The sequence below is a fragment of the Streptococcus oralis genome (assembly GCF_003943395.1).
GTDB classification, from domain to species: domain Bacteria; phylum Bacillota; class Bacilli; order Lactobacillales; family Streptococcaceae; genus Streptococcus; species Streptococcus oralis_BF.
Window position 1 is genome coordinate 1 of sequence record NZ_RJPJ01000007.1, and the last position, 15,855, is coordinate 15,855.

Genomic DNA, 15,855 nt, shown 5'->3' on the forward strand with positions numbered 1-15,855 from the left:
GGGGGGGGGGTATACTGAAGGTGATACATTTTAAATAATGAGGAGGCACAAGATGTCAAGAATAAAGCGTTATAAACATGATCGAAAAAAAGCTATCAAGCTAGAGAAACTTGCTTTGCTTGGTCTAGCAGCTGTGACGGTTGGTCTGGCTGGAGCAAGCCTTGCACAGGCAGAGGAAACGGTAGCAGAAGCACCAAAAACCCTAGTTGATACCCCAGAAGCTAAGGAAAAGGAGCAAACAGCAGAAAAAAATACAAACTCTACTGTGGAAACTTCTAGTCAACTACCAGATAAAGAAAAGAAGACGTTTGAGGGAGAGAAACCCGCTCTGCATACCGTTACCTTTGACGTGGTTGAAATATATCATTTTGGTTGGGGAGAAGGTGAATTGTCCCGCAAAACAATCACACTCAAGCCAGAAGAAAGCTATACCTTGAAGGCCAATACCTATAAGGATTTTGAGCTTAGTACTTATTATAACTATGAGGAAAACCTTAAGAATATCGGCAGAACCATTACCAATGACGGCTCTGAGCAAATCCAAGAGGAGTATGTAATCACCTTCCATGAAATTGTCAGAGAAGTTCCAAACCCTACAGATCCGACCAGTCCCGATATCTATGCCAGTAAGATAGATCATGATACAATAGTAAAGGTATTTCATGTAATAGATTGGGATGAGCAGACCCGGAAAGGACAGAGTGGGTTGTCGAAAACGTATCGCCTTCCCCTTGGGAAACGCTTTGACCCTAAAGACCTTGCAAATCCTGCCTATGGAACCTTGTTGAAGTATGAAGTGTCTGATACTGCTACAGGGAGAGTAGTAGTAAGTGTATACTACAAATCTCACCCCAAAGAGACCCTCGTTTCTCCTACGACGAACGTCTCTGTTGCTCTAACGGGAGCAGATGTTGCGGCGGTTGATAAGATTGTAGCGGACAAGGTTTTAGATACCACTATTCTGGCTAAACTCCCAGCAGAACTTCCAGCCAAAAATGTTGAACTTTACGATGTTAAGACTCAAAAGGCAGATGGTAGTTTTGTACAAATTTCAGGAGAAGCAACTGTAACGATTCCTGTGGATCCTAATCGTAAAGTAGAAAAAGTAATCTACTTCTTACCAGAAACGGGAGCAGTTGAGGAACTGCCGTTTGAATTGAGTGCTGATGGGAAATATGTTCATTTCAAAGTTTCTCATTTTTCAAATTATGGAGTTGTTTATCAATCTCAAGACACTGAGAAACCAAATCCACAGCCTAACCCTACGCCACAGCCAGATCCAGCACCACAGCCTAATCCTGTACCTCAACCAGATCCAGCACCACAGCCGAACCCAGCACCGCAGCCAAATCCAGCACCACAACCGGAACTAAAACCAGAACTAAATCTGAAACCTCAGGATAATGGTAAGGATAAGGATTCTAAGAATCTGTCTGAGGAGCCTAAAAAAATTGAAGATGTGAAGTCTGATCCATCTAAGAAAGAAATAGAAAAGACTGAAGATAAAGAAAAAACTTTACCAAAAACAGGAGAGAGTAGTAGTCTTTTAGGTTCAGTTGGAGCAGTATTACTAGGAATGATGACGCTCTTTAAATTCTCTTTCAAGAAGAAAAGAAACTAGTGTTTATTAAAAAAAGTTGAATAAAAGCTTCATGCTCTGTTAAACTATGGGGATGGCTTATATACTAAAACGCATAAAATCAGGTTAAAGGTAGCCATAATTTTATGCGTTTTTACTATTTAAAGAGTTTCATCTAGTTTCATTTATATTTCTATTAACGCTTAGACCAGGTGCGTTTCATAAAGAGCAGCAAAATTGGGTAAATCTCTAAGCGGCCTGCAATCATTGCAAAGGAAAGCAGGATTTTAGAGATGGGACTAAAGATGGCAAAACTCGATGTTGTACCTAGAATAGGTCCGATATTGTTAAAACAGCTGAAGACAGCACTGGTCACGACTAGAAAATCATTGCTATCAAGACTGACGATAAAGATGAGAGAGAGTATAATCATCACGTAGATGGCAAAATATTTAAGAATCTTGTGCTGGGTATCCTTGTCAATCACAGTTTTGTTGATATGTAGAGTCAAGACACGGTGAGGGGATAAAATAGATAAAATCTGATTTTTGGCAATTTTTGTGAGGATGAGTCCACGGATAATTTTGAGACCACCAGCAGTTGAACCAGCTGAGCCACCGATTCCCATGAGGAAGAGGAGGATAAACTGGGAGAAGAGAGGCCAGTTGGTAATATCTCCGTAACCAAATCCAGTTGTCGTGATGATATTGGATACTTGGAAGAGAGCCATCTCAAAACTCTTAGAGACACCTTGGTAAAGGTGGAGGGTATTGAGAGTAATCAAACCTGTAGACACTAGGACAATAATCACATAAGCCCGCAGTTCTTCATCTCCAAAGAAGGCCTTGACCCGACGGAGCATGAGGTAGTAGTAGAGATTAAAGTTAACCCCAAAAACCAGAACTCCGATACTAACTAGATAGGTGATGAGTGAGCTACCATAGTGGGCAATTCCGTCGTTATAGACGGTAAAGCCCCCAGTTCCTGCTGTTCCCATAGCGATGACAAAACTATCATAGAGAGGCATGCCTGCTAAGTAGTAGATGACCACAAAAAGGGAGAAGAGAGCCAGATAAAGCAGATAGAGAATCTGGGCAGTGTTTTTTAGCTTGGATACGACCTTGCCAAAGACAGGTCCAGGGACCTCAGCCTTCATCACTTCCAAGTGGCTATTCTTGGCATTGTCCATAATGGCAAGTGCAAAGACAAGCACCCCCATCCCTCCGATCAAGTGGGTGAAACTTCGCCAGAAGAGGAGGGAACGACTGAGAACGGAAACATCTGTTAGGATAGTAGCACCAGTCGTTGTAAAACCAGAGCTAATCTCGAAAAATGCATCGATGATGTTGGGAATTTGTCCTGAAAAGACAAAGGGTAAGCCACCAAAGAAAGACCAGAGAATCCAACAGAGGGCAACGATTAAGACTCCCTCCTTGGCGTAAATCCGTTGATTTTTAGGTTTCCGTAAAACGCCAAGACAACCAAGAAGGACTAATATTCCAATCGTAGAAAAAAGAGCTATAAATACTTGGCTGGATTCTTGGTAATAGGTCGCTACACCAACAGGTACTAGAAGGAGAGCTGCCTCAATCAAGAGAAGTTTTGAGAGGAGGTAACGAATCATACTTTTATTCATTTCTTACCTCTCAATCAAATCATAGATTTTGGTGATGTTTGGTAGCAAGGTGGTCACCAGTAATTGGTCTCCGACCTCCAGTGTATCCTCTCCAGTCGGGAAGATTGTTTTTCCTTTTCGAATAATGGCTGCAATGAGAATGCCCTTCTTCAATTTCAGATGAGAAAGAGGCTTGGCAGTCATTTTATTAGCTTCCTTGATATGGAATTGTAGGGTTTCAATCTGGCCGTTTGCGAGATGGTGCATGGCTTGAAGGTCTGAGTATTGGGCATTAACCCGTCCTCGGATAAAGTGCATAATGGTATCCACTGCGATGATTTTTGGGGTGATGATACTTGAAAAATCAGGTGCATGGATGATTTCTAGAAGGCTGGTCCGGTTGACCTTGGTGATGTTTTTCTGGACGCCAACACGGTCGAGGAACATAGAGGTGATGATGTTTTCCTCATCAACCCCAGTTAAGGTTGCGACCGCATCATAGCTAGGAGCACTTTCTTCTAGTAAGATATCTTTTGTAGTCCCATCTCCCTGGACAATATAGAGATTTGGGAATTTTTCACTAAAGAAACGGGCTCTTTCAGGATTGATTTCGATGACCTTGGTGTCAATCCGGCTGTCTTTCAAGATGCCGACGAGATAGTAGGCAATTTTTCCAGCTCCAACGATAAGCAAGCTTTTCACTGCACGTGATTTGAAATAGTTGTGGAAAAGCATCATATCTACACGATTTCCCGTAACAAAAATCCGATCCTTGTCCTGGATAGTAACATCACCACTTGGAATCATGAGTTGATGGTCTCTTTCCATAGCACAGACAATGATGTTGCCAAATTTTTTACGGAAGTCTGAGATTGGCATTTGACAAAGACCACTAGAATCTTTGATAACAAACTCCATCAGGCTGACACGACCTCCAGCAAAACGTTCAACTGAGAGGGCATTAGGGAAATCGATGATATTTGAGATGGCACGGGCTGCTAGGAGTTCTGGATTAACGATAAGTGAAAATCCAAGAATATTTTTCTCTTTAAAATAGGCATTAGAGTATTCAGGATTTCGCACTCGAACGATGGTTTCTTTAGCGCCCATTTTTTTAGCAAGTACCGCTGAAATCATATTCACTTCATCGTGTTCGGTTAGAGCGATAAAGATATCACACTCTTGGACGCCGGCTTGCTCCAAGATGGCAAAGTCAGCACCATTTCCAAGGAGGCCCATGATATCAAAGCGACTGACAATATGGTTAAGTACAGTTTCATTTTGCTCGATGAGGACAACGTCATGGTTTTCCGCTACTAGTGAACGACAGAGGGCAAAACCGACTTTCCCTCCACCAACAAGGACAATTTTCATATAAAAAACCTACTTTTTCATGATGTAACTATCATACCCTTTTTTAGCAAAAAATGCACTTGCCAAGCCAATTTTTGAAGGAAGAAAGGTCTTTTCCAAGTTTTTGAAGATAAACTTGCTTAACTTCTATGACAATGTCTCTGATTTGAAGTGATTTTACTCTCTTGATAAGGCTATTCTGAAAGAGAATGAGCAAGCATGAAATTATCATCAAAAAAAGTAAAAAAATCAAGTCGTTTCTATTGACATTGATTCTGAAAGTGTTATACTAAGAAAGTAGTTTCGCTGATTTACTTCAAACCTGTTGTGAGGTAAGTTAACGATGCCTTAACCACGCTGTTTGCTGAGCTTGACTCCGGGCAGTGTGGCTATTTTTTTGCAATGATAAAAGGAAGCCCGTCATGACAAATCACATTGTATTATTTGAACCTCAGATTCCACAAAATACAGGCAACATTGCGCGTACTTGCGCTGCGACCAATTCCCCCCTCCACATCATCAAGCCAATGGGCTTTCCCATTGATGATCGCAAAATGAAGCGAGCAGGTTTGGATTATTGGGATAAGTTAGAGATTCATTTTTATGATAACTTGGCAGACTTTATGTCTCAGATGAAAGGGCAGGTCTACCTGATTTCGAAGTTTGCGGAAAAGGTCTATTCTGAAGCAGATTTGGCAAGTAGTGAGGAACATTATTTTCTTTTTGGACGTGAAGACAAGGGCTTGCCTGAGGATTTTATGCGCGAACATCCCGAAAAGGCTCTCCGTATTCCTATGAATGATGAGCATGTCCGCAGTCTCAATGTTTCCAATACAGTCTGCATGATCGTCTACGAAGCTCTCCGTCAGCAGAACTTTGCAGGTCTTGAGCTTGTTCACACCTATGAAGCAGATAAATTGAAATAATCAAAATGCTTGCACTTGCAAGCGTTTTTTGTTATGATTAGAGGGTCTTCAGGGCTGGGTGTGATTCCCGACCGGCGGTGACTTTAATACTCTTCGAAAATCCAATTCAAACCACGTCAGCTTCGCCTTGCCGTACTCAAGTACAGCCCGCGGCTAGCTTCCTAGTTTGTTCTTTGATTTTTATTGAGTATCATTAGGAAAAAATTTTTCCTTTAAAACTTTGTTGACAAGCTTTGCCTAACCAAAAGTTATGCCTACAGCTTGTCGCCTAGTCTAGAAGAAAAAACTCTATTTCCTTTCCTTAAAGAAGTCCGCGAGCGCAAGCTGATGTGGTGAGATTCCACAACCGACAGTATAGTCTGGATGGGAGAAGACGAAAGAATAGCTTTGTCTGTTCTGATAGATTTATAGCTAAACTGTAACCGCTTGCTCAATAGAGTAAGAGGGAGCTTTTGGGATATAAAAAGTGAGAATAGATAGAGGGATCCTTTCCAACTTCTTCTGATTTTATAGAAAATTGGAGGAACCTGTTATGACAAACACACGTCGACTTTCGACCATTGCGATTTTATCAGCCATTTCATTTGTGCTGATGTACTTTGACTTTCCGCTCTTGCCAGCGGCGACCTTCCTCAAGATCGAGTTTAGTATCTTGCCAGTCCTTGTGGGCTTGGTGGTGATGGATTTGCCAGCTGCACTAGGAATCCTCTTGCTTCGCTCACTCTTGAAGTTGCTTCTGAATAGCCAAGGAGTGAACACCTACATTGGTTTGCCAATGAATATCGTAGCTTTGGGAGTTTTTGTTATCGTATTTGCTTTGATTTGGAAAAAGGAACGGACAACCCTTCGTTTCCTACTAGCATCTCTAGCGGGAACCATCGGATTGACTGCTGCGATGTTGGTTCTCAACTATGTTTATGCTGTTCCTTTGTACGCGCAGTTTGCTAACTTTGATATTGGAAAAATTTTGGGACTTTCCAACTACCTAATGACCATGGTATTACCTTTTAACTTGATTGAAGGTATCATCTTTGCCGTTTCATTCTGGTTGTTATACGTCCTCTTGAAATCAACCTTAAAACATTATGAGAGATAAACAAACATTTTTAATGAAGGGCAGTTTTGCCCTTTTACTTTTCGCCCTTCTTGGCTATATGGTTAAGTTCTATCCTGAAACGCTGGTCGGTTTTGATCAACCGATTCAGACTGCCCTTCGTGGGGACTTACCAGATTATTTGACAGTTCTATTCCGTGCGCTTACGCATTTGATTGATATCCCGGTAATCATCACCTGGGTTGCCATTGCAGCCTTTATCTTTTATCGTAAGCAGTGGAAGATAGAAAGCTACTTCATGGCGGGTAATCTAGCCTTAGCTGGTCTTTTAATCGTGACCTTTAAAAACATCTACCAGCGCCCTCGTCCGGCTATCATACACCTAGTCGAGGAGAAGGGCTTTTCCTTCCCAAGTGGCCATTCTCTGGCAGTGACGCTGATGGTAGGTACTCTGATTGTCATTCTCAGTCAACGGATTAAAGATCCGGTTTGGAGAAAAATTGTACAAATCGTCCTTGGCTTCTACCTCGTCAGTGTACTGTTATCTCGGGTCTATCTGGGAGTTCACTACCCATCAGATGTTCTTGCCAGTTTCTGTGTAGGTTTGGGAGTCTTGTTTATCGAATTTCCTCTCTATGACAAGCTTCGCTTCCAATGGCGATTTAAAGGCAAGCAGAAGTGAGATAGGTCTTGCAAGAATGGTAAAAATCTGATAAACTAAGTAGTAATTGAATAGGAATCCGCAAGACTAGTAACTCAAGGGAAGTATATCAGGGAGGAGAGCCATGACTGCAAGCTCTCTATATGAAAGCTGGGTGAATTCACTTGCGCATGGATTTAGAAATGAAGGTCTGACTTGTCAGATGAAAACGGATGGTACCGCGTGTCAACGCTCCGAGTGGAGTTTTTGGCATGTGGTTTTCTTTTTATCTACGAGAGACTGATGGAGGAATTATGTCAACTATTGAAGAACAATTAAAAGCGCTTCGAGAAGAAACGCTGGCTAGCTTGAAGCAGATTAATGCTGAAAATGAAAAAGAGATGCAAGACTTGCGTGTCTCTGTCCTTGGTAAAAAAGGGTCGCTTACTGAAATCCTCAAAGGAATGAAAGATGTGTCTGCTGAGATGCGCCCAATCATCGGGAAACACGTCAATGAAGCTCGTGATGTCTTGACGGCAGCCTTTGAAGAAACAGCTAAGCTCTTGGAAGAAAAGAAAGTCGTAGCTCAACTAGCAAGTGAGAGCATCGATGTGACACTTCCAGGTCGCCCAGTTGCGACGGGTCACCGTCACGTTTTGACACAAACCAGTGAAGAAATCGAAGATATTTTCATTGGGATGGGTTACCAAGTCGTGGATGGTTTTGAAGTGGAGCAAGACTACTACAACTTCGAGCGTATGAACCTTCCAAAAGATCACCCAGCTCGCGATATGCAGGATACTTTCTACATCACAGAAGAAATCTTGCTTCGTACTCACACGTCTCCAGTTCAGGCGCGTGCGATGGATGCTCATGATTTTTCAAAAGGTCCTTTGAAAATGATCTCACCAGGACGTGTGTTCCGTCGTGATACGGACGATGCAACCCATAGTCACCAATTCCACCAAATCGAAGGATTGGTTGTTGGGGAAAACATCTCTATGGCTGACCTTCAAGGAACGCTTCAGTTGATCGTCCAAAAGATGTTCGGTGAAGAACGTCAGATCCGTTTGCGTCCATCTTATTTCCCATTCACAGAGCCATCTGTTGAGGTGGATGTTTCTTGCTTCAAGTGTGGTGGAGAAGGCTGTAACGTATGTAAGAAAACAGGTTGGATTGAGATTATGGGGGCCGGTATGGTTCACCCACGTGTCCTTGAAATGAGTGGAATCGATGCGACTGTTTATTCTGGATTTGCCTTTGGTCTTGGACAAGAGCGCGTAGCCATGCTCCGTTACGGAATCAACGATATTCGTGGATTCTATCAAGGAGATGTCCGCTTCTCAGAACAGTTTAAATAAGATTGAAACCTGAAACACAGTCCTATACAGTCCTAGTCATTTTCTCTCGATGAGAATAGTAAGGACTGACTCGAAGAAAAAGAAAGGAATTGAAAAGGTCCCACTTGGTAGGATCTTACAATCAGAATTATGCTTGTATCTTATAAATGGTTAAAAGAGTTGGTGGACATTGATGTGCCATCACAAGAGTTGGTTGAGAAAATGTCAACTACAGGGATTGAGGTCGAAGGTGTCGAATCACCGGCTGCCGGTCTCTCAAAAATTGTCGTCGGTGAGGTTTTGTCTTGCGAAGATGTGCCAGAAACTCACTTGCATGTCTGTCAGGTTAACGTTGGCGAAGAAGAAGCCCGTCAAATCGTCTGTGGTGCCCCAAATGTGCGTGCTGGTATCAAGGTCATGGTGGCGCTTCCGGGAGCCCGTATCGCGGACAATTACAAGATTAAAAAAGGGAAAATCCGGGGTCTTGAGTCACTTGGGATGATCTGTTCGCTGGGCGAATTAGGAATTTCTGACTCAGTTGTACCAAAAGAATTCGCAGATGGTATTCAAATCTTGCCTCAAGATGCAGTACCAGGTGAGGAAGTCTTCTCATATCTAGACTTGGATGATGAAATTATTGAACTTTCAATCACTCCAAACCGTGCAGATGCTCTATCTATGCGTGGAGTAGCGCACGAAGTGGCAGCTATCTATGACAAGGCAGTTAGCTTTAAGGAATTCAGTTTAACAGAAACAAATGAAAGTGCAGCAGATGCCCTTTCTGTAAGCATTGAGACAGACAAGGCACCTTACTATGCGGCTCGTATCTTGGACAATGTAAGCATCGCACCAAGTCCACAATGGTTGCAAAACCTTCTTATGAACGAAGGCATCCGTCCGATTAACAATGTCGTAGACGTAACCAACTACATCCTGCTCTACTTTGGTCAACCAATGCATGCCTTTGACTTGGATACCTTTGAAGGGACTGACATCCGTGTGCGTGAAGCGCGTGCTGGTGAAAAATTGGTGACCTTGGACGGTGAAGAACGTGACTTGGAAACAAATGACATAGTCATCACTGTCGCAGACAAGCCAGTAGCCCTTGCAGGTGTCATGGGTGGTCAAGCAACAGAAATCTCTGAAAATTCTAGTCGCGTTGTCCTTGAAGCTGCTGTTTTTAATGGCAAATCCATCCGCAAGACTAGCGGACGCCTCAACCTTCGTTCTGAGTCGTCTTCTCGCTTTGAAAAAGGCATCAATGTGGCAACTGTTAACGAAGCCCTTGATGCGGCAGCTAGCATGATTGCAGAACTTGCAGGTGCGACGGTGCGTAAGGGTATCGTTTCAGCGGGTGAACTTGACACTTCTGATGTAGAGGTTTCTTCAACTCTTGCTGATGTCAACCGCGTCCTTGGTACGGAGCTTTCATATGCTGATGTGGAAGATGTCTTCCGTCGTCTTGGCTTTGGCCTTTCTGGCAATGCAGAATCATTTACAGTCAGCGTACCACGTCGTCGTTGGGATATCACCATTGAAGCAGACCTCTTTGAAGAAATCGCTCGTATCTATGGATATGACCGCTTGCCAACCAGTCTTCCAAAAGACGATGGTACAGCTGGTGAATTGACTGCGACACAAAAACTTCGCCGTCAAGTTCGTACGATTGCTGAAGGGGCAGGATTGACAGAGATCATTACCTACGCTCTAACAACACCTGAAAAAGCAGTTGAGTTCACGGCTCAACCAAGTAACCTTACAGAACTTATGTGGCCAATGACAGTGGACCGTTCTGTCCTCCGTCAAAATATGATTTCTGGTATCCTAGATACAGTTGCTTACAATGTGGCTCGCAAGAACAAAAACTTGGCCCTTTACGAGATTGGAAAAGTCTTTGAACAAACAGGTAATCCAAAAGAAGAACTTCCAAATGAAATCAACAGTTTTGCCCTTGCCTTGACAGGCTTGGTTGCTGAAAAAGATTTCCAAACAGCAGCAGTTCCAGTTGATTTCTTCTATGCTAAAGGAATCCTTGAGGCCCTCTTTGCTCGTTTGGGACTCCAAGTAACCTATACGGCAACATCTGAAATCGCTAGCCTTCACCCAGGACGTACAGCCGTGATTTCACTCGGTGACCAAGTTCTTGGTTTCCTTGGCCAAGTGCATCCAGTCACTGCTAAGGCTTACGATATTCCAGAAACGTATGTAGCTGAGCTCAACCTTTCAGCCATCGAAGCTGCCCTTCAACCAGTTGCTCCATTTGTGGAAATCACGAAATTCCCAGCAGTTAGCCGTGACGTTGCCCTCCTTCTCAAGGCAGAAGTGACTCACCAAGAGGTTGTGGACGCTATCCAAGCTGCAGGCGTAAAACGTTTGACAGATATCAAACTCTTTGACGTCTTCTCAGGCGAAAAATTGGGACTTGGTATGAAGTCAATGGCTTATAGCTTGACTTTCCAAAATCCAGAAGATAGCTTAACGGACGAAGAAGTCGCACGCTATATGGAAAAAATCCAAGCATCGCTCGAAGAAAAAGTCAATGCAGAAGTGCGTTAAAGTATCAATCCATCCTTTGGGGTGGATTTTTGCTTTTCAAATAACAATTCAGGATCAAAAATAGACAGTTGAGGAAAAAGTCCTCCCGGATAGTCTTTAATGGATTATACTAAAGCTATCACTGAAGCACTTAAAATCCTTAGAGACGATATTATTTACTATAAATTATTATGTTAAAAATGTACATAAATCCTTGTAAAGGCTATCAAAAAGGAGTATAATGAGTGCAAGACATTTCGGAGGTGAAAGATGCTAGAAGTAAGAAGTCTAGAGAAAAGTTTTGGACCCAAGCAAGTTTTGTTTGGTATTGACTTTCAAGCGCGACCAGGTCGTATTTTGGGATTAGTCGGGAAAAATGGTGCTGGGAAGACAACGATTTTCCACAGTATTTTGAAGTTTTTAGAATATCAAGGAGAAATCAGTCTAGATGGTCAGGATATTCGTCAAGAGACCTATGCTCGGATTGGCTATCTGCCTGAAGAACGCAGTCTCATGCCTAAATTGACAGTCCTTGAACAAGTTCGCTATTTGGCGACTCTAAAAGGTATGGATGCTAAGGAAATCAAGGAAAAACTTCCTCAATGGATGAAGAGGTTGGAAGTGAAAGGGAAGCTGACAGATAAAATTAAGAGTCTGTCAAAAGGAAATCAGCAGAAGATTCAGCTCATTATTACTCTGATTCATGAGCCAGACTTGATTATCTTGGATGAGCCTTTTAGTGGATTGGACCCAGTCAATACTGAATTGCTAAAGCAAGTCATTTTTCAAGAAAAAGAACGTGGGGCAACCATTATCTTTTCTGACCATGTCATGACCAACGTCGAGGAGCTTTGTGACGATATTCTGATGATTCGAGATGGCCGTGTGGTCTTGCATGGGCCGGTTCAGGATGTCCGCAATCAATACGGGAAAACGCGTCTCTTTGTTTCAAGTGAACGAAGCAAGGAAGAATTGGAAAATCTTCCTCATGTCAAACAGGTGAGCTTGACTAAACAAGGCAGTTGGAAATTGATCTTGGAGGATGAGAGCGCTGGAAGGGAACTCTTCCCAATCTTGACTCAAGGGCAATATATCGCAACCTTTGACCAACAAGCTCCAACAATCGATGAAATCTTTAAACTAGAATCAGGGGTGGAAGTATGAGAAATATGTGGGTTGTAATGAAAGAAACCTATCTTCGACATGTCAAATCGTGGAGTTTCTTCTTTATGGTGATTTCGCCGTTCCTCTTTTTAGCCTTATCTGTAGGAATTGGCTATCTCCAAGGGTCTTCTATGGCCAAGAATAGTAAGATAGCAGTAGTAACAACTGTGCCATCTGTGGAAGATGGGCTCAAGGGTACCAATGGTATCAACTTTGATTATAAGGATGAAGCCAGTGCCCAAGCTGCTATCAAAGATGAGAAAATCAAGGGTTACCTAACCATTGACCAAGAGGACAGCGTCCTCAAGGCCGTCTATCATGGTGAAACTTCTCTTGAAACAGGCATCAAGCTAGCAGTAACCAATAAGCTCAACGAACTGCAATACCAACTCAATCGTTCGGCAGCCAATTTGTCACAAGAACAGGAAAAACGCTTGGAACAAACAGTTAACTTTACGGAGAAAATTGATGAATCCAAGGAAAATAAAAAAATGATTCAAACCTTTGCGGCCGCAGGGCTTGGTTTCTTCCTTTATATGATTTTGATTACCTATGCTAGTGTCACTGCTCAGGAAGTGGCTAGCGAGAAAGGAACCAAAATTATGGAGGTGGTCTTCTCTAGTATCCGAGCTAGTCATTATTTCTACGCTCGCATGCTGGCTCTGCTTCTTGTGATTTTGACCCATATTGGCATTTACGTCGTGGGTGGACTTGCTGCCATTCTTCTCTTTAAAGACCTACCAATCTTGGCACAATCTGGTATTTTAAACCATATAGGAGAGGCTTTCTCGCTCAACACCTTATTGTTTGTCTTGGTTAGCCTCTTTATGTACGTTGTTTTAGCAGCCTTCCTAGGTTCTATGGTTTCTCGTCCTGAGGATGCAGGAAAAGCCTTGTCGCCTTTGATGATTTTGATTATAGGTGGTTTTTTTGGAGTGACAGCTCTAGGTGCAGCTGGTGACAATCTCATCTTGAAGATTGGTTCATATATTCCCTTTATTTCGACTTTCTTCATGCCGTTTAGAGCTATTAATGGTTATGCAAATGGGTTAGAAGCTTGGATTTCGCTTGCTATTACGATTGCTTTTGCAGTAACGGCAACAGTCTTTATCGGACGCATGTATGCTAGCCTAGTCCTTCAAACAGATGATTTGGGAATCTGGAAAACCTTTAAACGTGCCTTAGCTTACAAATAGGAGAGCCTCGCGAAAGCGAGGTTTTTCTAGATGTTAAACAGCGAAATCGGTAAAAATATTTTACATATCTATTGACTTTTAGTAGTAAAATTTGGTATGATAGTAGACGGTATTGTTTACCCCATTTGTAAGGCCCCGGAACCTTTCAAATACCCCGCGGACCGGAACATCCGCCCTGTAAACAAAAACGATATTCATATAGGAGAAATCATGAACAAAACTACATTCATGGCTAAACCAGGCCAAGTAGAACGCAAATGGTACGTTGTTGACGCAACTGATGTACCTCTTGGACGCCTTTCAGCAGTTGTTGCTAGCGTACTTCGCGGAAAAAACAAACCAACATTCACACCACACACTGATACAGGTGACTTCGTAATCGTTATCAATGCTGAAAAAGTTAAATTGACTGGTAAAAAAGCAACTGATAAGATCTACTACACTCACTCAAACCACCCAGGTGGATTGAAACAAATCTCTGCTGGTGAACTTCGTTCTAAAAATGCAGTACGTTTGATCGAAAAATCAGTTAAAGGTATGCTTCCACACAATACTCTTGGCCGCGCTCAAGGTATGAAATTGAAAGTATTCGTTGGAGCTGAGCACACTCACGCTGCACAACAACCAGAAGTTCTTGATATTTCAGGACTTATCTAAGGAAAGGAACAATAAAGTATGTCACAAGCACAATATGCAGGTACTGGACGTCGTAAAAACGCTGTTGCACGCGTTCGCCTTGTTCCAGGAACTGGTAAAATCACTGTTAACAAAAAAGATGTTGAAGAGTACATCCCACACGCTGACCTTCGTCTTGTTATCAACCAACCATTCGCAGTTACTTCAACTGTAGGTTCATACGACGTTTTCGTTAACGTTGTAGGTGGTGGATACGCTGGTCAAGCAGGAGCTATCCGTCATGGTATCGCTCGTGCCCTTCTTCAAGTAGACCCAGACTTCCGCGATTCATTGAAACGCGCAGGACTTCTTACACGTGACTCACGTAAAGTTGAACGTAAGAAACCAGGTCTTAAGAAAGCTCGTAAAGCATCACAATTCTCAAAACGTTAATCAATACCTTATTATACCAACGATTATGGCACCTTTTTGGTGTCAGTTGGTGTTAATTATATTGATAAGTCGTTTAAGAGACTTAAAGCATCAGCATCTTGCTGGTGCTTTTTTTCTGGCATCAGTTCAAGATAATAGTTCTGTGTAGTTAGAATTGAATTGTGTCCGAGCCTGCGAGAAATATAATCTAGGCTAATGTCTTTTGAAAAAAGAAAAGAAGTGTGAGTGTCACGCAAACCATGAAAAGTTGTTTTGCTCAGGTCTAGTTTCTTCAAAAGTTTTTGGAGTTGGCTTGCTTGTCTGAATCCGTTCCAGTCGAAGATATAATTCTCTTTTTTATTTGCTAGAGACATTAGAGCGAAGTAGATATCTTGGTTGATAGAAATATCCCGTTTTGAGTGTTTTGTTTTTAGTTGAGTATCATCACTAATAGGACTGATTGACCTGCGTATATTGATACCATACTCAAAAATATCTTCTTTCTTCAATCCAAGTAGTTCACCTCGCCTTGCACCAGTTTCTAAGGCAAGAAGTACAAGAATATTGAACTCGTCCTCTTCTTGGTGGTCGAGGCAATATTTTCTGAGTTCCCTAAACTCAGTTACTGATAGAGGGACATTACGCTTAGGTTGTTCTTGACCTCTTGCTTTTAAGAGTGAACCAAAGTCATTTGTAATCAATCCTTTAGAGTATGCGTATTTGAGTGAACCTCTGATTTTTAAAACAAGTTCTTTGGTTGTCTTTTTGGAGTGAGTTTCAGCGTATTTATCAAGCTTTTTCTGCATGACTAAATCATCCAAGTGTTTTAGTCGCATTCCCTCAAACAGTTCGTCCACGATTACAAGAGTTCGCTTATAATTGACGAAAGTAGCTTCACGAACCTCATTCTGTTTTACAGAGTTAACCCAGTTACGATAAAAGTCAGTAAATAGGGTAGAGCGTTCAGCAATATCTTTCCCTCGTCCTTTTTCGAGTTCCATTTCAAGAGCCCATAATTCAGCGTCTTGTTTGTTAGAAAATGTTTTGGTTTCTCGTTTGTATTGTCCTTTCTTGTAGAGTGATACAGTTGCACGGAAAGAATTTCCACGTTTCGCAATAGTTGCCATTTTATCAGCCTTTCTATATGAAAAATGATTGATAAAATAGACTAGTCACATATAGCATATATGAAAAATCTCATTTTATCAATCATTATCCATTAATCACAGTGAGATTCAATGAATCTTATAAGTTTAGATTTCAGGTAGCGTTCCTGCTTACCAATCATAAAACATTGAAAATCAGGATGATTTCTGATGTACTTGTCAAAAGATTTTGGGTCAATGCCAAGTAGTTCAGAAGCTTGTTGTCTTGTTAATAGTAATGGCTGATTAACCATAATTTAC

14 protein-coding genes and 1 pseudogene are annotated in these 15,855 nt (G+C 42.0%); 10 read left to right on the top strand and 5 right to left on the bottom strand.

Annotation, left to right across the window (positions count from 1 at the left end; all coding sequences use genetic code 11):
- Positions 1-52: 52 nt before the first annotated feature.
- Positions 53-1,621: an LPXTG cell wall anchor domain-containing protein gene (locus tag D8802_RS06275; protein WP_125395203.1), complete on the top strand. Its 1,569-nt coding sequence runs from the start codon at positions 53-55 to the stop codon at positions 1,619-1,621.
- Positions 1,622-1,775: 154 nt separating this feature from the next.
- On the opposite strand, the gene D8802_RS06280 is transcribed toward D8802_RS06275, so the two are convergent.
- The gene (locus D8802_RS06280) at positions 1,776-3,215 is read right to left on the bottom strand and encodes a TrkH family potassium uptake protein (protein ID WP_125395204.1); all 1,440 of its coding nucleotides are present in this window, start codon (positions 3,213-3,215) and stop codon (positions 1,776-1,778) included.
- 3 nt (positions 3,216-3,218) lie between these two features.
- Entirely contained in the window at positions 3,219-4,568 is a 1,350-nt protein-coding gene (gene trkA, locus D8802_RS06285) for a Trk system potassium transporter TrkA (RefSeq protein ID WP_125395205.1), read from the bottom strand.
- A 401-nt stretch (positions 4,569-4,969) separates the two neighbouring features.
- Between trkA and D8802_RS06295 the strand changes: the two genes are divergently transcribed.
- Positions 4,970-5,473, top strand: a complete 504-nt coding sequence (locus D8802_RS06295) for a tRNA (cytidine(34)-2'-O)-methyltransferase (protein WP_125395206.1) — start codon at positions 4,970-4,972, stop codon at positions 5,471-5,473.
- 254 nt (positions 5,474-5,727) lie between these two features.
- Here D8802_RS06295 and D8802_RS10520 read toward each other — a convergent pair.
- Positions 5,728-5,968 (bottom strand): annotated as a pseudogene (locus D8802_RS10520) (hypothetical protein).
- Between the two features lie 37 nt (positions 5,969-6,005).
- Between D8802_RS10520 and D8802_RS06300 the strand changes: the two are divergent.
- The 8 genes from D8802_RS06300 to rpsI all read left to right on the top strand — a co-directional run bounded on the left by D8802_RS06300 (position 6,006) and on the right by rpsI (position 14,470).
- A complete protein-coding gene (locus D8802_RS06300; protein WP_125395207.1) occupies positions 6,006-6,569 on the top strand; it encodes an ECF transporter S component in 564 nt (187 codons plus the stop codon).
- Positions 6,559-7,209, top strand: a complete 651-nt coding sequence (locus D8802_RS06305; protein WP_125395208.1) for a phosphatase PAP2 family protein — start codon at positions 6,559-6,561, stop codon at positions 7,207-7,209. Before D8802_RS06300 ends, D8802_RS06305 begins: the two co-directional genes overlap by 11 nt.
- A 272-nt stretch (positions 7,210-7,481) precedes the next feature.
- Entirely contained in the window at positions 7,482-8,528 is a 1,047-nt protein-coding gene (pheS, locus tag D8802_RS06310) for a phenylalanine--tRNA ligase subunit alpha (RefSeq protein ID WP_125395209.1), read from the top strand.
- A 129-nt stretch (positions 8,529-8,657) separates the two neighbouring features.
- Positions 8,658-11,063, top strand: a complete 2,406-nt coding sequence (gene pheT, locus D8802_RS06315; protein WP_125395210.1) for a phenylalanine--tRNA ligase subunit beta — start codon at positions 8,658-8,660, stop codon at positions 11,061-11,063.
- 249 nt (positions 11,064-11,312) lie between these two features.
- On the top strand, positions 11,313-12,206 hold the full coding sequence (locus D8802_RS06320) for an ABC transporter ATP-binding protein (protein ID WP_020902740.1): 894 nt from the start codon (positions 11,313-11,315) through the stop codon (positions 12,204-12,206).
- Entirely contained in the window at positions 12,203-13,402 is a 1,200-nt protein-coding gene (locus D8802_RS06325) for an ABC transporter permease (protein WP_125395211.1), read from the top strand. The genes D8802_RS06320 and D8802_RS06325 overlap by 4 nt, the downstream gene beginning before the upstream one ends.
- A 210-nt stretch (positions 13,403-13,612) precedes the next feature.
- Positions 13,613-14,059 (top strand): 50S ribosomal protein L13, encoded by a 447-nt coding sequence (gene rplM / locus D8802_RS06330; RefSeq protein ID WP_001044624.1) that lies wholly within the window; start codon positions 13,613-13,615, stop codon positions 14,057-14,059.
- Positions 14,060-14,077: 18 nt separating this feature from the next.
- Positions 14,078-14,470 (top strand): 30S ribosomal protein S9, encoded by a 393-nt coding sequence (gene rpsI, locus D8802_RS06335; protein WP_000075969.1) that lies wholly within the window; start codon positions 14,078-14,080, stop codon positions 14,468-14,470.
- Positions 14,471-14,526: 56 nt separating this feature from the next.
- Here the strand turns inward: rpsI and D8802_RS06340 are convergent, their stop codons facing one another.
- Positions 14,527-15,576 carry a site-specific integrase gene (locus D8802_RS06340; RefSeq protein ID WP_125395212.1) on the bottom strand — a complete coding sequence of 350 codons (1,050 nt, stop codon included), beginning with the start codon at positions 15,574-15,576 and terminating at the stop codon, positions 14,527-14,529.
- Between the two features lie 92 nt (positions 15,577-15,668).
- Positions 15,669-15,848: a helix-turn-helix domain-containing protein gene (locus D8802_RS10335; protein ID WP_000248036.1), complete on the bottom strand. Its 180-nt coding sequence runs from the start codon at positions 15,846-15,848 to the stop codon at positions 15,669-15,671.
- Positions 15,849-15,855: the final 7 nt, after the last annotated feature.